Annotated in this window: 22 protein-coding genes; 8 read left to right on the top strand and 14 right to left on the bottom strand. The window is 64.9% G+C overall.

All coding sequences use genetic code 11. From position 1 onward, the window contains the following. Positions 1–11: 11 nt before the first annotated feature. The 5 genes from J3R73_RS17795 to J3R73_RS17775 all read left to right on the top strand — a co-directional run bounded on the left by J3R73_RS17795 (position 12) and on the right by J3R73_RS17775 (position 7,755). Positions 12–1,229 carry an LL-diaminopimelate aminotransferase gene (locus tag J3R73_RS17795; RefSeq protein WP_307429635.1) on the top strand — a complete coding sequence of 406 codons (1,218 nt, stop codon included), beginning with the start codon at positions 12–14 and terminating at the stop codon, positions 1,227–1,229. Positions 1,230–1,375: 146 nt separating this feature from the next. Continuing rightward, positions 1,376–2,872, top strand: a complete 1,497-nt coding sequence (guaB, locus tag J3R73_RS17790) for an IMP dehydrogenase (protein WP_307429632.1) — start codon at positions 1,376–1,378, stop codon at positions 2,870–2,872. Positions 2,873–2,958: 86 nt separating this feature from the next. Next, a complete protein-coding gene (locus tag J3R73_RS17785) occupies positions 2,959–4,248 on the top strand; it encodes an RsmB/NOP family class I SAM-dependent RNA methyltransferase (protein ID WP_307429629.1) in 1,290 nt (429 codons plus the stop codon). Positions 4,249–4,629: 381 nt separating this feature from the next. Beyond that, positions 4,630–6,180, top strand: coding sequence for a glutamine-hydrolyzing GMP synthase (gene guaA / locus J3R73_RS17780; protein ID WP_307429626.1), 1,551 nt, complete (start codon positions 4,630–4,632; stop codon positions 6,178–6,180). A gap of 318 nt (positions 6,181–6,498) precedes the next feature. Then, positions 6,499–7,755, top strand: coding sequence for a tyrosine-type recombinase/integrase (locus tag J3R73_RS17775; protein ID WP_307429623.1), 1,257 nt, complete (start codon positions 6,499–6,501; stop codon positions 7,753–7,755). Here J3R73_RS17775 and J3R73_RS17770 read toward each other — a convergent pair. Beyond that, complete coding sequence (locus J3R73_RS17770) at positions 7,745–8,014, bottom strand: helix-turn-helix transcriptional regulator (RefSeq protein ID WP_307429620.1); 270 nt, start codon at positions 8,012–8,014, stop codon at positions 7,745–7,747. The genes J3R73_RS17775 and J3R73_RS17770 overlap by 11 nt on opposite strands. Before the next feature lie 362 nt (positions 8,015–8,376). Further along, positions 8,377–8,820, bottom strand: coding sequence for a MarR family winged helix-turn-helix transcriptional regulator (locus J3R73_RS17765; RefSeq protein ID WP_307429617.1), 444 nt, complete (start codon positions 8,818–8,820; stop codon positions 8,377–8,379). Positions 8,821–8,900: 80 nt separating this feature from the next. Between J3R73_RS17765 and J3R73_RS17760 the strand changes: the two genes are divergently transcribed. Continuing rightward, positions 8,901–9,197 carry a DUF3861 domain-containing protein gene (locus tag J3R73_RS17760; protein ID WP_307429614.1) on the top strand — a complete coding sequence of 99 codons (297 nt, stop codon included), beginning with the start codon at positions 8,901–8,903 and terminating at the stop codon, positions 9,195–9,197. A 90-nt stretch (positions 9,198–9,287) separates the two neighbouring features. On the opposite strand, the gene J3R73_RS17755 is transcribed toward J3R73_RS17760, so the two are convergent. Beyond that, a complete protein-coding gene (locus J3R73_RS17755) occupies positions 9,288–10,187 on the bottom strand; it encodes an AraC family transcriptional regulator (protein WP_307429612.1) in 900 nt (299 codons plus the stop codon). Positions 10,188–10,346: 159 nt separating this feature from the next. Between J3R73_RS17755 and J3R73_RS17750 the strand changes: the two genes are divergently transcribed. Continuing rightward, positions 10,347–11,312, top strand: a complete 966-nt coding sequence (locus tag J3R73_RS17750; RefSeq protein ID WP_307429609.1) for an SDR family NAD(P)-dependent oxidoreductase — start codon at positions 10,347–10,349, stop codon at positions 11,310–11,312. A gap of 173 nt (positions 11,313–11,485) precedes the next feature. After that, entirely contained in the window at positions 11,486–12,421 is a 936-nt protein-coding gene (locus J3R73_RS17745) for a LysR family transcriptional regulator (RefSeq protein ID WP_307429606.1), read from the top strand. A gap of 37 nt (positions 12,422–12,458) precedes the next feature. Here the strand turns inward: J3R73_RS17745 and J3R73_RS17740 are convergent, their stop codons facing one another. Genes J3R73_RS17740 through trbB form a run of 11 tightly spaced genes read right to left on the bottom strand, consistent with a single transcriptional unit; the run spans position 12,459 to position 22,229 of the window. After that, positions 12,459–12,686: a DUF2274 domain-containing protein gene (locus tag J3R73_RS17740; RefSeq protein ID WP_307429603.1), complete on the bottom strand. Its 228-nt coding sequence runs from the start codon at positions 12,684–12,686 to the stop codon at positions 12,459–12,461. 1 nt (position 12,687) lies between these two features. Next, on the bottom strand, positions 12,688–13,908 hold the full coding sequence (locus tag J3R73_RS17735) for a TraB/TrbI/VirB10 family type IV secretion system protein (protein ID WP_307429599.1): 1,221 nt from the start codon (positions 13,906–13,908) through the stop codon (positions 12,688–12,690). Beyond that, the gene (gene trbG, locus J3R73_RS17730) at positions 13,905–14,954 is read right to left on the bottom strand and encodes a P-type conjugative transfer protein TrbG (protein ID WP_370879947.1); all 1,050 of its coding nucleotides are present in this window, start codon (positions 14,952–14,954) and stop codon (positions 13,905–13,907) included. The genes J3R73_RS17735 and trbG overlap by 4 nt, the downstream gene beginning before the upstream one ends. Further along, positions 14,951–15,634 (bottom strand): conjugal transfer protein TrbF, encoded by a 684-nt coding sequence (gene trbF / locus J3R73_RS17725; RefSeq protein WP_307429596.1) that lies wholly within the window; start codon positions 15,632–15,634, stop codon positions 14,951–14,953. Before trbF ends, trbG begins: the two co-directional genes overlap by 4 nt. Further along, positions 15,634–16,989, bottom strand: a complete 1,356-nt coding sequence (gene trbL, locus J3R73_RS17720; protein WP_307429592.1) for a P-type conjugative transfer protein TrbL — start codon at positions 16,987–16,989, stop codon at positions 15,634–15,636. The genes trbF and trbL overlap by 1 nt, the downstream gene beginning before the upstream one ends. 4 nt (positions 16,990–16,993) lie before the next feature. Then, the gene (gene trbK-alt / locus J3R73_RS17715; RefSeq protein WP_307429589.1) at positions 16,994–17,383 is read right to left on the bottom strand and encodes a putative entry exclusion protein TrbK-alt; all 390 of its coding nucleotides are present in this window, start codon (positions 17,381–17,383) and stop codon (positions 16,994–16,996) included. 10 nt (positions 17,384–17,393) lie between these two features. Then, entirely contained in the window at positions 17,394–18,170 is a 777-nt protein-coding gene (gene trbJ / locus J3R73_RS17710) for a P-type conjugative transfer protein TrbJ (protein ID WP_307429586.1), read from the bottom strand. Further along, on the bottom strand, positions 18,167–20,623 hold the full coding sequence (trbE, locus tag J3R73_RS17705) for a conjugal transfer protein TrbE (protein WP_307429583.1): 2,457 nt from the start codon (positions 20,621–20,623) through the stop codon (positions 18,167–18,169). Before trbE ends, trbJ begins: the two co-directional genes overlap by 4 nt. 12 nt (positions 20,624–20,635) lie before the next feature. Further along, complete coding sequence (locus tag J3R73_RS17700; protein WP_307429579.1) at positions 20,636–20,917, bottom strand: VirB3 family type IV secretion system protein; 282 nt, start codon at positions 20,915–20,917, stop codon at positions 20,636–20,638. Next, positions 20,917–21,249, bottom strand: coding sequence for a TrbC/VirB2 family type IV secretion system protein (locus J3R73_RS17695; protein WP_099555744.1), 333 nt, complete (start codon positions 21,247–21,249; stop codon positions 20,917–20,919). Before J3R73_RS17695 ends, J3R73_RS17700 begins: the two co-directional genes overlap by 1 nt. Continuing rightward, positions 21,246–22,229, bottom strand: a complete 984-nt coding sequence (gene trbB / locus J3R73_RS17690) for a P-type conjugative transfer ATPase TrbB (RefSeq protein ID WP_307429569.1) — start codon at positions 22,227–22,229, stop codon at positions 21,246–21,248. Before trbB ends, J3R73_RS17695 begins: the two co-directional genes overlap by 4 nt.

Raw genomic sequence — 22,229 nt, 5'->3', positions numbered from 1 at the left:
GAAGGTTTGCCATGTCCGACTTCTATTCCACCCGCCGTCTGCCACCTTACGTGTTCGAGCAGGTCAACCGGGTCAAGGCGGCCGCGCGCGGGCAGGGAGCCGACATCATCGATCTCGGCATGGGCAATCCGGACCTGCCGACCCCGAAATTCATCACCGACAAGCTGATCGAGACGGCGCAGAAGCCGCGCACCAATCGCTATTCGGCCTCCAAGGGCATTCCCGGCCTGCGCCGCGCCCAGGCGAACTACTATGCCCGGCGCTTCGGCGTGAAGCTGGACCCGGAACGGCAGGTGGTGGCTACGCTCGGCTCGAAGGAAGGCTTCGCCAACATGGCGCAGGCGATCACCGCCCCGGGCGACGTCGTCCTGTGTCCGAATCCCTCCTATCCGATCCACGCCTTCGGCTTCCTGATGGCCGGCGGCGTCATCCGCTCGGTTCCGGCCGAGCCGAACGAGGATTTCTTCCGCCAGGCGGAACGGGCGGTCAAGCATTCGATCCCCAAGCCGATCGCCGTCATCGTCTCCTATCCGGCGAACCCGACCGCCTGCGTGGCGACGCTCGATTTCTACCAGGATCTCGTCGCCTTCGCCAAGGCGAACGACCTCTTCATCCTGTCGGATCTGGCCTATTCGGAGATCTATTTCGGCTCGGAGCCGACGCCGTCTGTGCTGCAGGTGCCCGGCGCCATGGCGGTGGCGGTGGAATTCACCACGCTGTCGAAGACCTTCTCGATGGCGGGCTGGCGCATGGGATTCGCCGTGGGCAACGAACGGCTCTGCGCAGCACTCGCCCGCGTGAAATCCTATCTAGACTATGGGGCGTTCACGCCGATCCAGGTTGCCGCCGCCGCGGCGCTGAACGGTCCGGAGGACTGCATCGTCGAGATGCGCGAGACCTACCGCAAGCGCCGCGATGCGCTGGTGGAGAGTTTCGGCCGGGCCGGCTGGGACGTGCCGACGCCGCCCGCCTCGATGTTCGCCTGGGCGCCGATTCCGCCGAAATTCCGCGATCTCGGCTCGGTCGAATTCGCCAAGCTCCTGATCGAAAAGGCCTCCGTCGCCGTGGCTCCGGGCATCGGCTTCGGCGAACATGGCGATGATTTCGTCCGCATCGCTTTCGTCGAGAACGAGCAGCGCATCCGCCAGGCGGCGCGCAACATCCGCAAATTCATGGATGGCGCCGACCAGACCCTGCACAATGTGCTGCCCCTGCAGAAAACTGCATAGCTGACCGGCCGTAAAAAGACGGGCTGGCGTCTTCCACTCGTCAAGCCCAGATGTTAAACGATCGCGCCAACCAAGTTCGCGCCGCTTCGGGTGCCGTGCATTCGAGGACGGGGCGGCATACGCTTTTCATACTTTGAGAGTTGGCAATGGCACGCATCGTTGATTCATCGCTTTTCCCTGAAGCGCTCACCTTTGACGACGTGCTGCTGATGCCGGGACATTCAGAGGTGATGCCGGCCCAGGCCGACATCAGCTCGCGCGTGACGCGGTCCATCACGGTCCAGCTGCCGCTGCTCGCCTCCGCCATGGATACGGTCACCGAGGCCAACATGGCGATCGCCATGGCGCAGGCCGGCGGCATCGGCGTCATCCATCGCAACCTCACGCCCGAGGAGCAGGCCGAGCAGGTGCGCCAGGTCAAGCGCTTCGAAAGCGGCATGGTGGTCAATCCCATCACCATCCCGCCGGAGGCCACGCTCGCAGACGCCCTCGGCCTGATGAAGCGGCACCGCATTTCGGGCATTCCGGTCGTCACCGGCGCTGCGCCGGGCCTGCCCGGCATCCTGGTCGGCATCCTCACCAACCGAGACGTGCGCTTCGCCGACAAGCCGGACCAGCCGGTGGCCGAGCTGATGACGAGGGAACGCCTCGTCACGGTGCGCACCGGCGTCGCCCAAGAGGAGGCCAAGCGTCTCCTGCATCAATACCGCATCGAGAAGCTGGTCGTCGTCGACGACGAATATCGCTGCGTCGGACTGATGACGGTCAAGGACATCGAGAAGGCGACGCTCTATCCGAACGCCTGCAAGGACGAGCAGGGGCGCCTGCGCGTGGCGGCCGCCTCGACGGTGGGCGACGGCGGCTTCGCCCGTTCGGAGATGCTCATCGATGCGGGCGTCGACATGATCGTGGTCGACACCGCCCATGGCCATTCGCAGAAGGTGCTCGAGGCGGTGTCGCGCATCAAGCGCGCCTCCAATGCGGTGCAGGTGGTCGCAGGCAATGTGGCGACCGGCGAGGGCGCCCGCGCGCTGATCGATGCCGGCGCCGATTCGATCAAGGTCGGCATCGGGCCGGGCTCGATCTGCACCACGCGCATCGTCGCGGGTGTCGGCGTGCCGCAATTGACCGCCATCATCGATGCCGCCAACGTGGCGCGCGCGCATGACGTGCCGGTCATCGCCGACGGCGGCATCAAGACCTCCGGCGACTTCGCCAAGGCGATCGCCGCCGGTGCCTCGGTGGCAATGGTCGGCTCGATGCTGGCCGGCACCGACGAGACGCCGGGCGAGACCTATCTCTACCAGGGCCGCTCCTACAAATCCTATCGCGGCATGGGCTCGATCGGTGCGATGTCGGCCGGGTCCGCCGATCGCTATTTCCAGGCCGACATCAAGGATTCGATGAAGCTGGTGCCCGAGGGCATCGAAGGCCAGGTCGCCTATAAGGGCCCGGTCTCGACCGTTCTGCATCAGCTCGCCGGGGGCCTTCGTGCCTCGATGGGCTATGTCGGCGCGGCGACGGTGGAGGAGTTCCAGGAGCGCGCGCGTTTCGTGCGGATCTCCTCCGCGGGCCTGCGCGAGAGCCATGTGCACGACGTCACCATCACGCGCGAAAGCCCCAATTATCCCGGCCGGACCTGAGGCCGGGAGCGCGTCACGCCCGCTTCTCTTCGATATACCTCGCCTCCACGATGCGGACAGGATGTCCGCGCTCTCGGGACCCCCGCTTGACCCCAGCCTCCCGCCTTTCCGCCGCCATCGAGATTCTGGCCGACATCGAAGCCCGCCGCAGGCCGGCGGCGGATGTCCTCAAGGACTGGGGGCTCTCGCACCGCTTCGCCGGCTCGGGCGACAGGGCGGCGCTGGCCGGCCTCGTCTATGACGCGCTGCGCCGGCGCGCCTCCGCGCGCTGGCTGCTGGGCGCCGATACGCCGCGCGCCACGCTGATCGGCATGCTGGTCCTCCAGCGCGGCGAGACGGCGCAGACCCTGGCCGGCCTGCTCTCGGGCGAGCGGTTCTCTCCCGAAGCGCTCAGCGCGGACGAGCAGGGCGCCCTCGCCAGCCGCAGGCTGGAGGATGCGCCTCCCGAAATCCAGGCCGACGTGCCGCATTGGCTCTGGCCCTCCTTCGAGGCGGCCTTCGGCGCCGACGCCGTGCAGGAAGGCAGGGCGCTCGCCGAACGAGCGCCCGTCGACCTGCGCGTCAACACGCTGAAGGCCACGCGCGAGAAACTGCTCGCCGAACTGGAGCCGCTCGGCGCCGTGCCGACGCTGCTGTCGCCGCTCGGCATCCGCGTGCCGCTCGGCCCGGAGGGGCGCAGCCCGTCGGTGCAGAGCGAGGAGACCTTCCGGAAGGGCTGGTTCGAGATCCAGGACGAGGGCTCGCAGCTCGCCGGCCTGATCGCTGCCGCCCGTCCCGGCGAGCAGGTGCTCGACCTGTGCGCCGGCGGCGGCGGCAAGACGCTCGAATTCGCCGCGGCGATGGACAATAAGGGCCAGATCTTCGCGACCGACAACGACAAGCGCCGCCTCGCCCCCATTCATGAACGGCTGGAGCGGGCCGGGGTGCGCAACGTTCAGGTCCGCACCCCGCGCGGCGCCCTGCCGATCGATGATCTCGCCGGCCGCATGGACATGGTGCTGGTGGACGCGCCCTGTTCCGGCTCAGGCACCTGGCGCCGCAACCCCGACGCGAAATGGCGCCTGCGTCCCTCGAGCCTTGCCGATCGCCAGAAGGACCAGGCGCAGGTCCTCAGGGCCGGCGCCCAGGCCGTGCGGCCCGGTGGCCGCCTCGTCTTCGTCACCTGTTCGGTCCTGCCCGACGAGAACGACGCCTCGGTCCGCACCTTCCTCGCCGACCACGATGATTTCACCGCCATGCCGCTCGGCGGCCTTGCGAAGAGTGCCGGCTTCTCCGGCTTCGGCCGGCTCGCCTCGGCCGGCGGTCTCGGCCTGCAGCTCTCGCCGCAACGCTCCGGCACCGACGGCTTCTTCGTCGCCGTCCTGCAAAGGCGCTGATCGTCCGGGGACCACGGGCGTCCCGCCCGCCTCTTGGAACCACCACGGCCACCCGCTGAAGCGAAGCGGCTCGGTCCGGCACCTCCGGGCGCAAGACGGACGGCGAGAGGCGGGCGAGACGCCCGCGCTCCCCAGGAAGGCGCCATTCCCCTGGGACCGTGGGCGTCCCGCCCGCCTCTTGGAACCACCACGCCACCCGCTGAAGCGACGCGGCTCGGTCCGGCACCTCCGGGCGCAAGTCAGACGGCGAGAGGCAGGCAAGCGCCCAGCCTGTGCACCAACGCACAACATACCGCGCCCGTCCGTTTTTTCCTTGCTGCCATGCAAGAATGGCGGTCTCGTTCGTTTGCATCTCCCGCCGCCGTCGATTACCTCGCTCGCATGAGCACCAACAGCATCCTGATCATCGATTTCGGTTCGCAAGTCACCCAGCTGATCGCGCGCCGCGTGCGCGAAGTCGGCGTCTACTGCGAGATCCATCCCTTCCAGTCGGCCGCCGCCGCGTTCGAGCGGATGAAGCCGAAGGGCGTGATCCTTTCCGGCGGTCCTGCCTCGGTGACCGAGCCCGGCAGCCCGCGGGCGCCCGAAGCGGTGTTCGAGGCCGGGGTTCCCATCCTCGCCATCTGCTACGGCCAGCAGACGCTCGCCACCCAGCTCGGCGGCACGGTCGAGGGAGGACATCCCGCCGAGTTCGGCCGCGCCGATGTCGAGATCAAGCAGGCGAGCCCCTTGTTCGAGGGCGTGTGGGAGGTCGGCGGGCGCTATCCCGTCTGGATGAGCCATGGCGACCGGGTGACGCGGCTGCCTCCCGGTTTCGAAGTGGTCGGCACCTCCGAGAACGCGCCTTTCGCCATTGCCGTCGACGAGACCAGGCATTTCTACACCACCATGTTCCATCCCGAAGTGGTGCACACGCCCGACGGGGGCAAGCTGCTGAAGAACTTCGTGCAGAAGATCGCCGGTGTCGAGCCGGACTGGACGATGGCGGGCTATCGTCGCGAGATGATCGGCAAGATCCGCGCCCAGGTCGGCTCGGGCAAGGTGATCTGCGGCCTTTCGGGCGGCGTTGATTCGGCTGTCGCGGCGGTGCTGATCCACGAGGCGATCGGCGAACAGCTCACCTGCGTTTTCGTCGACCACGGCCTGATGCGGGCCGGCGAGGCCGACGAGGTCGTCGGGCTCTTCCGCAACCACTACAATATTCCGCTGGTGCACGTCGATGCATCCGAGCTTTTCCTCGGCGAGCTCGCCGGGGTTTCCGATCCGGAGGCCAAGCGCAAGACCATCGGCCGCCTCTTCATCGACGTGTTCGAGGCCGAGGCGAAGAAGATCGGCGGCGCCCAGTTCCTCGCCCAGGGCACGCTCTACCCGGACGTGATCGAGAGCGTCTCCTTCTCCGGCGGCCCCTCCGTCACCATCAAGTCGCACCACAATGTCGGTGGGCTGCCCGCGCGCATGAACATGCAGCTCGTCGAGCCGCTGCGCGAATTGTTCAAGGACGAGGTGCGCGCTCTCGGCCGCGAGCTCGGCCTGCCCGAAGCCTTCGTCGGCCGCCACCCCTTCCCGGGGCCGGGCCTCGCCATCCGCATCCCCGGCGAGGTCACCCGCGACAAGCTCGACACGCTGCGCCAGGCCGACACCATCTATCTCGACGAGATCCGCAAGGCCGGCCTCTACGACAAGATCTGGCAGGCCTTCGCCGTGCTGCTCCCCGTCCGCACCGTCGGCGTCATGGGCGACGGCCGCACCTACGACGCCGTCTGCGCCCTGCGCGCCGTCACCTCCGTCGACGGCATGACGGCCGACTTCTTCCCCTTCGACATGAACTTCCTGGGGCGAGCGGCGACGCGCATCATCAACGAGGTGAAGGGGATCAACCGTGTGGTGTACGACGTGACGAGCAAGCCGCCGGGAACAATCGAGTGGGAATAATTTTTACCCCTCCGGCAGTATCCGTTTGTACGCCATAGTACTACCTAACTAGCTGAATAACAACAATAAATCTCGCATCGTCTATCACGATCTATCGAGGGGCAGCGTTCCGATTTGACGGTATAGAGGACGGTATGGGGGAGCTTGTTCGATCAGAGATTTCGCTATACCGTCACGGCTAAGAGAGCTGCCGACGGTATAGTTTTTGGCCGTAAATATTTGAAAAAACGAGGGAAATTCGCTTATAGCGCTCCCCGTTTTGGCCTGACGGTATAATTGGCGTCTCTCTGCTGTTTTTGGACAGATTTGGAGGCCCCCATGCTTACTGACACAGCGGTTAAGGCACTGAAGCCACAGAAGAAATTGTACAAGGTGAGTGATCGTGACGGTATGTACGTCGTGGTCCAGCCGTCAGGTGCGATCGTGTTCCGGTACGATTATCGACTCAACGGACGGCGCGAGACGCTGACGCTCGGTCGATACGGCCCCGACGGCCTCTCGCTTGCCAGGGCTCGCGAGAAGCTGATCGATGCGAAGCGGGCCATTTCAGAGGGACGGTCGCCTGCTCAAGAGAAGCAGCACGACAAGCGTCGACTGAAAGAGGCGAAGCGGTTCGGCGAGTTCGGCGAAAAGTGGTTCCAAGAGTCGCGTATGGCCGACAGCACGCGGGCTATGCGGCGTTCCATCTACGAGCGCGACATCTTGCCAACATTCCGAAACAGGCTCCTGTCGGAGATCGCGCCTGACGATCTCCGCATGATGTGCGGAAAAGTGAAGGATCGCGGTGCTCCAGCTACAGCCGTCCATGTGCGGGATATCGTGAAGCTGATCTTTGCGTTCGCGATCTTGCATGGCGAGAAGGTCGCCAACCCGGCGGATGAAGTTGGGCCCGCGTCTATCGCAACCTTCGTACCGAAGGATCGTTCGCTATCACCCGCGGAGATCCGCGTCATGCTCGGTCAGCTCGAGCATGTCCCGACCCTGCCGACTATACGGCTGGGAATGAAGCTCTTCCTTCTGACGATGGTCAGAAAAAGCGAGTTGCAGGACGCGACGTGGGATGAGGTCGATTTCGAGAACGCTGTCTGGTCGATCCCAAAAGAGCGAATGAAGCGGTCGAAGGCACACAACGTCTACCTGTCGGAGCAGGCGGTGGACATCTTTGTCGCGCTGAAAACTTGCGCGGGTAACTCGCGCTATGTCCTTCCTTCGCGATACGACGCTGACGCACCGATGTCGCGGGCGACATTCAATCGGATAACGACAGCGGTCGTCGTCAGAGCGAAAAAAGAGGGGCTGCCGCTCGAACCGTTCACTGTCCATGACCTACGACGCACAGGTTCTACCCTGCTGAACGAGCTGGGCTTCAATAGCGACTGGATCGAGAAGTGCTTGGCGCATGAGGACGGAAGGTCCTCGCGTGGCGTCTATAACAAGGCGGAGTACGAGCATCAACGCCGCCATATGATGCAGGAGTGGTCCAATATGTTGGACGCCTGGGTCTTGGGTCAGAAGTATCGTCCGACGCTGCTCCCGGCTACAATGGAATTGCTTGAGTTGGAGCCTAGTGTTTGACGGGCCGCGAACGGCGCAGCCTGACGTCAGGGCTTGGAGCACGTTTGATCGCATTTGCGCGAGAGGCATGACGCCGAGCATCAAGCCAGGCTTCCACCTCTGCCAAGTCCCAGACGACGCAGCGCGAGGTGAGATAGAAGCGCTGCGGGAATTCTCCCCGCTGCTCCATGTCGTAGATCGTGCTGTCGGCAAGCGGTACGATCTCTCGTAACTGCTGCCGGCGAATTGTTCTTCGGGCGACATGTGGGGCAGTGCTCATACCGTATCTCCACTTCTTTGCTCTTGTGGAGATAGAAGGCGATAGATCCTCCGCTTTGAAGCCCACGCGTGAACGTGTGCGGTAATATCGGGCTATGGCGTGTACATCGGACGGGTGGTCTCAACGGGCAAGTGTCGTCTAGGAGCGGCGGCCGACCCTTTGGCTATTGTTCGAAGCGGCGCCAACCATGGAATTTCAGCCCGGTGGAACCCGCGATTCACTTCAAAATCCGGTTCCGAAAGGAGTGTCGGTTCGATTCCGACCACCCGCACCATCTCCTTAAATGGCATGACACAACTTCGCGGCCCATCTGGCGACGAAGTCGGTTTGACGTTGATGTGGAGGGCATCCTCCCACGGCGATTAGCTTCGCTCCGGTCCGGCATCGACCGCGACCAGCCGCCGTTTCATCTTCGCTAGCGCTTGGATCATAACCCTCCGCTCTTCGGGCGTGAGATCCAGTGTCGTCTCGATGCCCAAGGCCGCACGGTCTCTCGAAATGAGTGCGCTGGCACGTTCTCCTTCAGCGGTGACGGTCAGGCTGTGCGATCGCCAATCGGATGCGTGCGCAGAGCGAGCGAGGAATCCTCGTGCCTTCAATTCCTTGATTGTCCGCGCCACCTGGGCCTTGTCGCGACCGGTCCGTGCCGCCAACTCCTGCTGCGAGCATCCCGGGCGTCGGCCGATGACAGCGAGCAGCCTTGCCTGAAACGGCGCGAGCTTTAACTCGCGAGGCGAATTGAGGTCGTTGAGCCGCAATTGAAAGCCGCTAGAAACCTCGGCGAGGAGATCGATTAGTTCGTCCATCGCAGCACTCTAACCCATCGGTTGACACTATCAATCCATCGGGTAAGTTGACAGCATCAACTGAGAGTCGATCGCATCCGATGCAACATACCTATCGCGTGACCGTTCAGAGCCTGAGTGCAGAGGATACCGTCAGCGAGGCAGGCCTGACCTTCGACGTGACAAACCACGACGAGATTCTTGGACTTGTGGATCGGGTCGCTGCTCGACAAGTCCTTCCGAAGGATGAGGTAGCGGAATTTACGATAGGCCTGAAGCTATTCAGTGAGGTGATGCTGCGACATCGCCGTGAGCCTCTGTTCGCGGAGTTCTTCCCGCATTTCGGCGCGTTCATGAAGCGGCTGAAGGGCGGCTCGGAGGGCGGTCCCCCGTCCTAATGACTTATGGCGTCACCGGCGCACCGTTTGGGCTGCAGCGTTCGCGGATTTGCTGGCCTATCGGCGCCGCTGCCGTCGTAGGAACGCGCATCAGATCATGATGTTCGAAATCTCGCCGATGTTTGCGCGCAACTGGGACGCATGTTGTTTGGGTGGTTGGCCGAACAGGCGGGAATATTCGCGGCTGAACTGCGACGCGCTTTCATAGCCCACCGCATAAGCCGCGTGGGCGGCGTCAGCATCGGTTGCGAGCAACCGGCGCGCGGCCTGGAGCCTGAGTGTCTTTTGGTACTGCAAAGGGCTGGTCGAAGTCGCTGCCCTGAAGTGACGATTAAAGGATGGGACGCTCATCCCCGCGATTTCGGCCAACTCCTTCATCGGTAAAGGCTGAGCAAAATGATGACGCATCCAATCGATGCTCCGCCGCACCTGCGCGAGCTTGCCCTCGTCGCGGGCGATTTGCCGAAGCAGGGGGCCGTGAGAGCTTTGCAAAAGGCGATAGACCAGTTCGCGCTCTCTGGGCGCGGCGAGAGCCGGGATGTCGTTCGGCATGTCGAGGAGTGCCAAATGGTGATCCCACGCCGCAAGCAATTCACGGGAGACCGTCGTGACATTATAGGCCGGGACCGTCTTGTTCGACGGAGCGGCAGGAAGGTCGCTCAGCACCGCGAGGCATAGAGCGGGGTCGATCGTCAGGCTGGTCGCAACATACGGCTTCCTACCCTCGGTCTCGAACACGATGCGCGTCGTCGGCAGCTCGATCAGCGAGGCGAAGCAACTGCCGGCGCTGTAGCGCAGCAGTTTGGTGCCGACGAGCATCTGCTTAGCGCCCTGCAACACGAGGCAAATTCCAGGACCGCACATTGTCGTCGCTGGAACGCTATGTTGCCGCAGAACACCAATGCCAAGCCGGGGGATCGCGGTCTCGCGGCGCATGGGGTCGGCGTGACGCAACACCCTGTCACGCATCTGATTGAGCATATCTTGCATGGCCCTACTTTGACCAATTCTCTGCCGAAGACAAGATCGGTGATCGAAATAGGCAAACAATCGATCGAATCCGGCGCTCGGGTTCTGCTCCACGCAATATATTAGGCAAATCGGCTGTGCGCCGATCGTGACCCCTATGGATCAATTGAGGATGAGAGAATGGCGGGAAGTTTTGATGCGAAATCGACTACGGACGAGGTTCTGGCTGGCATAAATCTTAACGGATCACGCGTTCTCGTGACGGGCGTTTCGTCGGGCGTCGGCGTTGAAACAGCGCGGGCGCTCGCCGCGCATGGAGCTCGCGTCGTGGGCGCTGCACGAGATATCGCAAAGGCCGAGAGCGCAACAGACAGTGTCCGCGCGGCAGCCGAAGTAGGCGGCGGCAGCCTGGAACTGATTGAGCTTGACCTCGCTTCGCTACAAAGCGTTAGGGCCTGTGCGGACACGCTGATGGCTGATGGTCGGACGTTCAGCGCGATCATCGCCAACGCCGGTGTCATGGCCACGCCGTTCGGCCGCACCAAGGATGGTTTCGAGACCCAATTCGGCACCAACCATCTCGGACACTTCCTGCTGGTCAACCGTATCGCTCCGCTGATCGCCGATAATGGCCGGCTGGTGAATCTGTCCTCGAACGGACATCGCGCTGCCGACGTCGATCTGGATGATCCCAACTTCGAACACACGGAATATGATCGATGGGTCGCTTACGGCCGATCGAAGACTGCCAACGCCTTGTTCGCTGTCGAATTCGACCGGCGGCATCGCGACCGTGGCGTGCGGGCCTGCGCCGTGATGCCCGGCGTCAGCCCCACCGGTCTGGCCCGGCATCTGTCGCAGGACGATCTGGCGGCGTTGGGGCAATCCATCGCAGCGGCTCGCGCCGGCGCGGGCTTGGCGCCCATGGAATATAAGACACTTCCTCAAATGGCGGCGACCTCGGTTTGGGCCGCTTTCGTTGCGGATGCCGACGAGGTCGGCGGCCGCTATTTGCAGGATTGCCAAGTTGCCCCCGTTGATGATGTTCCGGGCTTCCGCGACGGGGTGATGTCCTACGCGCTCGATCAAGAACGCGCCAAGCTGCTTTGGACAAAGAGTGAGGCGCTCGTTGGCGAGCGCTTTTAGCGTCGTCGCGTTAGGAATGTCGGGCCGCATCGAGCGATCGCCTGAGCGTCAATTTGCGAATGAACGAGCCTTGTTGGCCCTTGGGGGGCGGCCTGGCGTCGCCCACATCGACCAATGGAGCACTATCAATCGAGGAAATGGCCTCCGCGTCGCGTGCTCTTCACGCGAACCCAATGAGCGATCTCGCTTTGGACCTGCGGCACCTGAAATTCGCAGTATTGGTCGCCGAGCAAGGAAGTTTCCGCCGCGCGGCCTTCGTCTTGAATCTCTCGCAGTCGACCGTGAGCCGACGGGTTCAATTGCTGGAGAGAAGGCTAGGTATCCTGCTGTTTGAGCGCAGCCGGATTGGTGTGCGACCGACGGAGGTAGGCCAACGGTTCCTGCGTGAGGCGGCGATCGGCGCGAGTCAAATCCACGACGCGATCAATGGCATTGCGACCACACTGCGCGGCGAAGCCGGCCAGATCCGCATCGGGATAGCGGCCTCGCTGGCGCATGGTTCGCTCGCGGCCTTGCTTGACGCATTCACTGAGCACTATCCAAACATCGCCCTCAAGCTTCACGAATCCACTTCACAAGCCAATGCCGCGAAGGTGCAGGATGGCCACCTCGACGCGGCTTTCATTCTGGGCGAGCCAAGGTTCCTCGCGTGCGAAAGAAAGCACCTCTGGAATGAGGCAATCTATTTGTGCGTTCCGGCTGATCACCGGTTCTCGCGCAACACGGAAATCAGTTGGGCGGACATCCGCGACGAGACCTTCCTCGTCAATGCAGAAGGCGCCGGACCCGATATTGAGGACTATCTGCTTCACAGAGTCATGCAATTTGGGTCTCGACCGAAAATCGTCGCCCAGCAGGTCGGTAGGGAGAACCTTCTGAACCTGGTGGCTCGCGGCTTAGGTATCACCTTGACCTGGAGTTCGACAGCCAGCGAAAAATATCCCGGCGTTGTCGTTGTCCCCATTGGGAGCAGCACAGATGTGGTGCGCTCCAGCGTTATATGGTTGGCAGCCAACCGAAATCCCGCCTTGCGGCGTCTGTTGGCCCTGGCGGAAAAGATTGCTGATACAAATCGCCTGGTCGGCGAAGTTCGAACACGCTCCGGCTAGGACGGAAGCTCTTCGATTTGGAGGTTCGTTATGCGGCTCATTTTTCCACGCCGATACGCCTGGCTTTGGCGAACCCACGATCGCTCGCAATGAACCGTTCGAGCATCGGCACGATCAACCTAACAGGATCTTGAATCGGCCCCCCATGCTCCTGGCTCAGGACTTCAGCGTATCGCGTGAGGTCCCGATGAAGGGTCGCAGGCAATTCAACAGATACTTTCACCGGCTTGTCGTCGGCGATCGCGCCGAGTTTTAGCTTCGTCATTTCAGCCTCCGTAAGGCTCAAGTACGAGGTCACGTGTCACGATGACGCGCACGGGAAAGCCCGGTCGGATCGTCAGGGTCGGGGCGATGTTAAGCTGACGGCGCACAATCTGCTGGCCGGCGTCGTTTATCGTGTCCTGCCCGCCGTTGCGGATCGCGCTGATCAGTCGATCGTCGTCGTTTGTGGCCAGCTCCGTGCCGACGCTGAGCAAGGTCGAGAGCCCTGCCGCCTTCGCAAGATCCCACCAGTGATAGTCGACGCCGTCCTGAAGGCCGGCGAATCCTTCGGCGTCTGCGCCTGGCTGACGCTCGAGAACGATCGAGCGACCATTCGGAAAGATCAGGCGGTTCCAGACGAGCAGCACTCGGCTCTGACCGAACTGCACGTTGTTGTCGTATTGACCGATGACGCGCGTGCCCTGGGGAACGAGAAGGATGCGGCCGGTCGGGCTGTCGTAGATGTTCTCGGTAACCTGCGCAGTGATCTGGCCCGGCAGATCGGACCTGATGCCGGTGATGAGCGCGGCCGATATAATCGCGCCGGCCTGGAGGATGTTCGGCGACGCCGGCGCGGCGACACGATCTGCCGCGACCGTGCGGCGATCCGGGGCTGCGTTGAGGAAGGCGTTCTGGCGGTCCTGCGCTGAGGGCGTCGCCGGCGGAGGCGCAAGGCCGAGGCTCGCCAAATCGGGCGCTGGTGGTGGTGCGGCGGCGGACGCCGCGACCGAGGCTCCAGCGCGCGTGTCGGTGCTCGAGAACAGCCGGCTGGTCCTAGCCGTCTCGATCTCCTGCAGTCTGCGCTGCTCTTCTGGACCGATGCCGGGATTGGGGGTGGCGATGCCAGGCGTTGGAACGGGCTGACCCCGCTCCTGTGCGCCGACGATCGGGCGGCCGAGATCGCCTGGCAGGGGCGGTCCAAGGCGAGGCACGCCGCTGTAGTCACGCGGCAAGCCGGCGAGCCCATCGGCGGTCGAGCGGTTGTCCGTCGAATAGAGTTCCTCGTTCGGGCGGCCGCCATCACGGGTCTGAAGCGCATAGATGAGGGCGCCGCCGAGCCCTACGCTGGCGACAAGGCCGATTCCCGCGAGGACCTTGCGCGAGAGCCGGGTGACACGGGGCGGCTCGGCGCGTAGTCGCATCGGCGCGGCGCTGACCGGCTCGCCGGTCAAGGGCTGTGTATCGTCGGGCGGCGTTTGCTCGTTCGGGGGCTCGTTCTCGCTCACGACGCCGGCCTCCCATCGGTGCGGGTAATGCGGACGCGTTTTTGTCGATCGCCGGAGCCGAACCGCAGTTCGGCCGCAGCGAAGAGCCGATCGACGATCATATAGTTGCCCCGCACCCGGTAGTTGACCAACTCTGAGGTCTTGCCCTCGGGTCCGACGACGAAGAGCGGCGGCATCTCTCCCTGGCCGATGCCGCGCGGGAATTCGATGAAGACCTGGCGGCCGTCGTCAAAGCCGCGCAGCGGTCGCCACGGCGCACGGTCACCGTCGATGGTGTAGCGGAAGTTGACGTTGGTGAGATCGACGCCGCTCGCCACCGGCTGGGAGGCCTGCGCGTCGGCATTCTGCCGGCGTAGCGCGATGAGCTGGTCCTGCGGGTACTGCCAGGAGACGGACGCCATATAGGTTCGCTCGGTCGAGCGCAGTTCCATGTGATAGGTGCGCAGGTTGGTGTTGATGACGAGGTTCGTCATCAGTTCGGCGCGCGTTGGTTTCACGAGGATATGGATTTGGCGGGTCGCGCCCGATCCGCTCTCGGTGTCGCCGATGATCCAGCGAACCGTGTCGCCCGCGGCGACCGGACCGGAGCCGACGAGCTGTTCACCGGGCTGCAACGCGATGTCGGTGATCTGGCCGACGGCGGTATAGACCTGATAGAGCGCGCCTTGCGTGAACGGATAGACCTGCATCGAGTTGATGAAGCCGTCGCGCACCGGCTGGATGCGCGCGGCGGCATTGGCCTGGTTCACCCTGGCCGTGGGATCGGCAGGCTCCGGCATGCGCCGGGAAGGCTCGACGCGTTGCAACTGACCAGGCAGCGGCAGCGGCCGGGGCAGCTCGACCACGGTGACGGGCGCTGGTGGATCGACGGTCTGCACGGCTGGCGCTGCGTTATCGTATGAGATTTCCGGCGGCGGATTGGTGGTGGCGCATCCGGCGAGCGCGGTCGTCGCTAGGAGCACGAACGGCAACACGCATCTGCGCGGAGCCGGAGATACCATGATGTGTGAAGCCGGGTTTCCGGCTTTACGGAAATACGGCTTCATTGCCCAAGCTCCCGTGACCAATTGATGGCGTTGACATAGATGCCGAGAGGGTTCGCCCTGAGCCGATCGGCGTTGCGCGGGATTTGCACCACGATCGTCAGGATCGCGGTCCAGCGGGTCGTCTCGGCGAGTTGGCCATTCTCGTAGCGGCGCTCGACCCAAGCGACGCGGAAGCTGTCGGGCGAAGCTCGGATGACGCTGGATACATCGACGGCGATCTGCTGGCGGCCGACCTTGGCGAACGGGTCGTTCGCTCGGGCATAGTCATTGAGCGCCATGGCGCCGCGATCGGTCGTGAAGTCGTAGGCGCGCAGCCAGTTCTGGCGCACGATGATCGCGTCTGACGGGATCGAGCGGACCTGCTCGATGAAGCGCGCCAGGTGGAAGGCGATCTGGGGATCGGTTGGCCGATAGTCGGCGACGGCCGGCGCTACAGCCTGCGCCTGGCCGAGCCGGTCGACCTGCACCACCCATGGAACGATCGTCCCCCGCGCCGACTGTACGACGAGCGCGGTGGCGAAGCCGGCCGACAGGATCAGCGAACCGAACGCCATCGTTCGCCAGTTCTTGGCCTGCACGCGCGAGGCGCCAATGCGCTCATCCCAGACCTGGGCGGCGCGCTGATAGGGTGTCTCCGGCTCGGGCGTCTTGCCGTAATGGGTGGAGGGTCGTTTGAACATCAGCGATCGCCTTCAGAAAGATTGACAGAAGACCCGCTGCCATGGGCGTCGCCGGAGCGGACGGCATGGGCCGTGGCCTGGACGGCATGGGTCATGTGCTGGGACCGGCGCATCCGCTGCGCCCAGGCCGGCGGACCACCAGCGTTGGTGGAAGCGGCGCCGTCACCGGCGGAGTCACCGCCAATCGAGCCCATGGTAGAAGTGCCCCCCGTCGCCTCGAACGCGGCCTTGCCGCCAGCGTTGAAGCTGGAGCGCATGCTTTCGGCGGCACGCGAAGCGGCGCGGCGCAGGGGCGAGACGGCGGCGCTGCCACCGGCACGGGCGACTCCGCCAAGCCCGGAAGCGACCCCGGCCGCCCCGGACTGGCCGGCTGCGCCAAGGCTGTAGGCGGTAGACGCGCCGCCGGCGATCGCAGCCCCGCCGCGAGCAGCCGCGGCGGCACCACCAGCGAGCGCAGCCCCACCAGATGCGGCGGCGCCGACGGCGCCAGCGCCGAGCGCGACCATGCCACCCGCGGCGAGGCCGGTGCCGACTGCGGCCCCGGCGCTGAGCTGGGGACCGCCGGAGACGAGGCCACTGGCGATGCCGGGACCGAAGATGCCGAGGCCGAGCAACGACAGCGCCGCGAGGACGATCGCCATCGCCTCGTCGATCGTCGGGTTCTGGCCGCCAAATCCCGATGTGAATTCGGAGAAGAGCGTCGAGCCGATGCCGATGATGACGGCCAGCACCAACACTTTGATGCCGGAGGAGATGACGTTGCCGAGCACGCGTTCGGCCATGAAGGCCGATTTGCCGAACAGGCCGAACGGGATCAGCACGAAGCCGGCGAGCGTCGTCAGCTTGAACTCGATGAGCGTGACGAAGAGCTGGATCGCGAGGATGAAGAAGGCGAGCAGCACCAGCGCCCAGGCCAGGAACATGCAGGCGATCTGGATGAAGTTCTCGAAGAACGACCAGTAGCCCATCAGGCTTGAGATCGAGTCGAGCAGCGGTCGACCGGCGTCGAGACCTGTCTGTGCGACCTTGCCGGGGCGCAACAGATCGGCAGTCGTAAAGCTCGTCCCGCTTGCCTTGAGACCAAGGCCGGCGAAACTTTCGAAGATGATCCGGGCGAGATTGTTCCAGTTGCCGATGATGTAGGCGAAGACGCCGACGAACAGCGTCTTCTTCACCAGGCGGGCCATGATGTCGTCGTCGGCACCCCAGCTCCAGAAGAGTGCTGCCAGCGTCACGTCGATGACGATCAGGGTGGTGGCGATGAAGGCGACTTCACCGCTGAGCAACCCGAATCCGCTGTCGATGTAGCGGGTGAAGACTTCGAGGAAGTGGTCAATGACGCCGGTGCCGCCCATGATGTTACCTCGCCTCGCCGAGCTGAGGCGGCGCGATCGGTGCGGCGGGTTCCAAGGCCGGCTGATCGGTGCGATCCGATTGGGGAGCGGCGTTGTCTCGCGGCGCTGGCGGCAAGTTCGGCAGTCGCTCGGCAGGTCGCGCGCCGGGGGCGAGGAAGCGGTTGCGGTTCTCCGCCCAGGCCCGCAGGCACGCCGGATCGCGAGGCCCTGCTTCGCCCAACGCCTGACAGCGGATCAGCTCGTCGCGCAGCGGATCGGCCTGGGTCGCCGTTGCGCGGCCGGACGGCCAAGCGTCTGGAGCCTCTTCTTTCCGGCTCATCTCGATCGCGGTCGCGGTGATCGCGACCGCGACGAAGACGACGGCGCCAAGCCGTGCGAGCGTCTTGCCGTCCATGACCGCGTCCTCAGTTGCCGTTCGGGAACATGCGGGCGTTGCCCGGCTGGTAGCCGCTGCCCGGCGTCAGGAATCGACGGCGCTGCTCGCGACCTTGCTCAGCCGCGGCCGCGCGCTCGGCCTCGGACAGGCTCTGCGCCCGACCATTGGCGGCGACGACAGCCGTCAGGTCCGCGAGCTGCTGCGCTTGCAGGGCGAGAAGCTGGTTGCCCGCCTGTGTCGCCTGCAGCGCGCCGGTCGCGCCCTGGCTCTGGCCGACCAGCGCCGACATCTGGGTCCGGTTCGTGTCGATGTTGCCGACAACACCCGCCTGGACACGCATGGCGTCCTGCAGGCCGCCGACCGTATTCTGCCAGCGCTCGCGTGCTTCGGCGACAAGCTGCTGGTCCAAGGCCGACATCGACGCATTGCCGTAGGTCGTGCGGAAGGCCTGGTCGATGTTCTGCACGTTGTATGCGATGCGCTGCGCTTCGCCGAGAAGCTGCTGCGTGCGCTGAACGGACTGCTGGAGCTGCTGGAGAGACGAGAACGGCAGGCTCGTAAGATTGCGTGCCTGGTTGATCAACATCGTCGCTTCGTTCTGAAGCGACGTGATTTGATTGTTGATCTGCTGAAGCGCTCGCGTGGCGGTCAGGAGATTCTGCGCGTAGTTGGTGGGGTCGTATACGATCCCGCCAAACTGCGCGTGGGCGGGCGCCGCCATAAACGGGATCACGGCGACGGAAACCGTCAGGAGGGCGGCGGTCATGCGCAGCGCGCGCGAGCGGGAACGAATGGAACGGGTCATGGGTGTGCCTCCTGATCGGCTTGGGGGGTGACGTTGGTGAGGTCGGCGATGAGGTCGGCGGCCCAGGCGAGCCGGTTCTCGGCGAGCCACTCGGCAAGGAATCCATCCGTGCCGCTGCGGGCGTGAACCGTGGCGATGAGCGCTTGGTGCTGTTTGGACGAAGCGGCGCAGAGCGCGAGTGCGACATCCGATAGGCCCAGCTCGAAGAGCCGGTTGCCGCGCCGGGACTGGCAGTAGTAATCGCGCTTGGGCATCGCCCGCGCGAGGATCTCGATCTGGCGATCGTTCAACCCGAAGCGTCGATAGATGGCCGTGATCTGCGGCTCGATCGCGCGCTCGTTCGGCAGCAGAATGCGGGTCTGACAGCTCTCGATGATGGCGGGCGCGATCGCCGAGCCGTCGATATCGGAGAGCGACTGCGTGGCGAAGATGACGCTGGCGTTCTTCTTGCGGAGCGTCTTCAACCACTCGCGAAGCTGGCCTGCAAAGCCCTCGTCATCGAGCGCGAGCCAACCTTCATCGATGATCAGCAGCGTCGGCCGCCCGTCGAGGCGGTCTTCGATGCGATGGAAGAGGTAGGCGAGCACGGCGGCAGCGGCACCGGTGCCGATCAGACCCTCGGTCTCGAAGACCTGGACATTGGCCTCGCCCAGATGCTCGGCCTCGGCGTCGAGCAGACGGCCATAGGGACCGCCGACGCAATAGGGTCGGAGCGCCTGTTTCAGGTCATTGGACTGGAGCAGGACGGACAGGCCCGTCAGCGTGCGCTCGTTGATTGGCGCAGAGGCTAGCGACGACAATGCCGACCAGAGGTACTCCTTGACCTCGGGCGTAACCGCTACGCTTTCGCGGCCCAGGATCGCGACCAGCCAGTCGGCGGCCCACGCACTTTCGGCGACATCGTCAATGCGGGCCAGCGGCTGAAGGGATACGCTGTCATCCGCGCCTTCGGTGAGGCCGCCGCCGAGATCGTGCCAGTCGCCGCGCATGGCGAGCGCGGCTGCTCGCATCGATCCCCCGAAGTCGAAAGCGAAGACCTGGGATTGCGGATAGCGCCGGAATTGCAGCGCCATCAGCGCTAACAGCACTGACTTGCCGGCGCCGGTTGGGCCGACGATCAGCGTATGGCCGACATCGCCGACATGGATGGAAAGCCGGAACGGGGTCGAGCCTTCGGTTCTGCCGTAAAGCAGTGGGGGTGCATCGAAGTGCTCGTCCCGTTCCGGACCCGCCCACACCGCCGACAGCGGGATCATGTGGGCGAGATTCAAAGTGTTGATCGGCGGTTGGCGGACATTGGCGTAGACATGGCCGGGCAGCGAGCCGAGCCAGGCGTCCACCGCGTTGATCGTCTCGGGCATGGCGGTGAAGTCGCGGCCCTGGATGACCTTCTCGACCATCCGCAGCTTCTCGGCTGCAATGCGCGGATCGTCGTCCCAGACGGTGATCGTCGCGGTCACATAGGCCTGGCCGGCGTAGTCCGCGCCCAGCTCCTGCAGCGCCATGTCGGCGTCGGCCGCCTTGTTGGCCGCGTCGGTGTCAACCAGCGCCGAGGCCTCGTTAGTCATCACCTCCTTGAGAATGGCGGCGATCGACTTGCGCTTCGCGAACCATTGCCGTCGGATCTTGGTCAGCAGCTTGGTAGCGTCAGTCTTGTCGAGCAGCACCGCGCGCGTCGACCAGCGATAGGGAAAGGCCAGGCGGTTCAGTTCGTCGAGGATGCCGGGCGTGGTCGCGGTCGGGAAGCCGACGATGGTGAGGATGCGAAGATGCGCATCGCCGAGCCGGGGTTCGAGGCCGCCGGTGAGCGGCTGATCGGCGAGGAGCGCGTCGAGATACATCGGCGTCTCGGGGACGCGGACGCGATGCCGCTTCGTTGAGACGGTCGAGTGCAGATAGGTCAGCGTCTCGCCGTCATCGAGCCAGGCGCATTCCGGCATGAAGGCATCGATAAGCTGGAGGATGCGATCGGTGCGGTCGGCGAAACCGCGCAGGATCTCGTGCGCGTCGACGCCGGTGTGATCGCGGCCCTCGTAGAGCCAGGTCTCGGCCCGTGCGGCGTCCTCGGCCGGCGGCAGATAAAGGAAGGTCAGGAAGTAGCTGGACTCGAAATGCGCGCCGGCCTCTTCGAAATCTGCCTTGCGTTCCGCGTCGACCAGGCCGGATGCGCTGTCGGCGAACATGCTGGCCGGATAGGTCGCGGCGCCATGGCGCTGCGCTTCGACGAAGATGGCCCAACCGGAGCCGAGGCGACGGAAGGCGTTGTTGAGCCGGCCGGCGACGGCGACCAGTTCGGCCGGCACGGCGCTGTCGAGGTCGGGGCCGCGGAAACGCGCGGTGCGCTGCAGGCTGCCGTCCTTGTTCAGCACGATGCCTTCGCCGACCAGCGCCACCCAGGGCAGGAAGTCGGCGAGCCGTGTATTGCGGTTGCGATATTCGGCGAGGTTCATCATCGGCGTCGCTCCTCAGACCGACAGGTGGCCGGGGATGCGCAGATGCTTGCGCACGACGTCGACGAACTGCGGATCGCGCTTGGCAGCCCAGACGGCCGCGAAATGCCCGACAGCCCAGAGGCCGAGGCCGACCAGCCAGAGGCGCAGGCCCAGGCCGAGCGCGGCCGCCAGCGTGCCGTTGAGGATGGCGAGCGAGCGCGGAGCGCCGCCGAGCAGGATATGCTCGGTCAGCGCCCGATGGACCGGGACCGAGAAGCCCGGCAACTCGCCGCCACGGTCCGCGCCGTCGGCCATCAGACGAGCGCTCCGCCGCCGAACGAGAAGAACGACAGGAAGAAGCTCGACGCGGCGAAGGCGATCGACAGGCCGAAGACGATCTGGATCAGACGACGCGCGCCGCCCGACGTGTCGCCGAAGGCGAGCGTCAGGCCGGTGATGATGATGATCATCACCGCGATGATCTTGGCGACCGGCCCCTCGATCGATTCGAGGATCGATTGCAGCGGTGCCTCCCAGGGCATCGACGAGCCGGAGGCGTGGGCGGCCGGCGCGAGCGCCAGCGTGAGAAAACTGACGGACACCGCCGTGGCGATGTGGCGGCGGATGCGCAAAGCATGCTGGATCATGACGGGTCTCCTGTGAGGGGCTGGCTAGCGGGGGTGACGCGGTAGTCGCCGTCGGGGCCGAGACCCTCGATGCGGGCGAGTTCGGAGAGGCGGCGCGACGCGCCGCGACCGGACAGCACGGCGACCAGGTCGATCGTCTCGGCGATCAGCGCGCGCGGAACGGTGACGACGGCTTCCTGGATGAGTTGCTCCATGCGACGTAGCGCGCCGATGGCGGTGCCGGCGTGGATCGTTCCGACGCCGCCGGGGTGTCCGGTGCCCCAGGCCTTCAGCAGATCGAGCGCCTCGGCCCCGCGCACCTCGCCGATCGGGATGCGGTCGGGGCGCAGGCGGAGCGAGGAACGGACTAGATCGGAGAGCGAGGCGACGCCGTCTTTCGTCCGCATCGCGACCAGATTGGGCGCGGCGCATTGCAGCTCGCGCGTGTCCTCGATGAGGACGACGCGGTCCGAGGTTTTCGAGACTTCCGCGAGCAGCGCGTTTGTGAGCGTGGTCTTGCCGGTCGAAGTGCCGCCGGCAACGAGGATGTTGCGCCGGTCGGCGACGGCATGGCGCAAGGTCTCGGCCTGAGCTGCGGCCATGATCCCGGCGGCGACGTAATCGTCGAGCGTGAACACGGCGACGGCGGGCTTGCGGATCGCGAAGGCAGGCGCGGACACCACGGGAGGCAACAGCCCCTCGAACCGCTCCCCCGTCTCGGGCAACTCGGCCGAGACACGCGGCGCGCCGGGATGAACCTCGGCGCCGACATGATGGGCGACCAGACGGATGATCCGCTCGCCGTCCGAAGGCGACAGCAACTCACCTGTGTCGGAAAGCCCTTCGGAGAGCCGGTCGACCCAGAGCCGCCCATCGGGGTTGAGCATCACCTCGACGATCGTGGGGTCTTCGAGAAAACGGGCGATCGCCGGCCCGAGGGCCGTCCGCAGCATGCGCGCGCCGCGAAGGATCGCCTCCGATTTCTGGTGAGTGGCCGCCAC

The organism is Labrys monachus (assembly GCF_030814655.1).
GTDB lineage: Bacteria > Pseudomonadota > Alphaproteobacteria > Rhizobiales > Labraceae > Labrys > Labrys monacha.
Note: the sequence above shows the minus strand (reverse complement) of the source record. Positions and strands in the feature narration are given on the sequence as shown.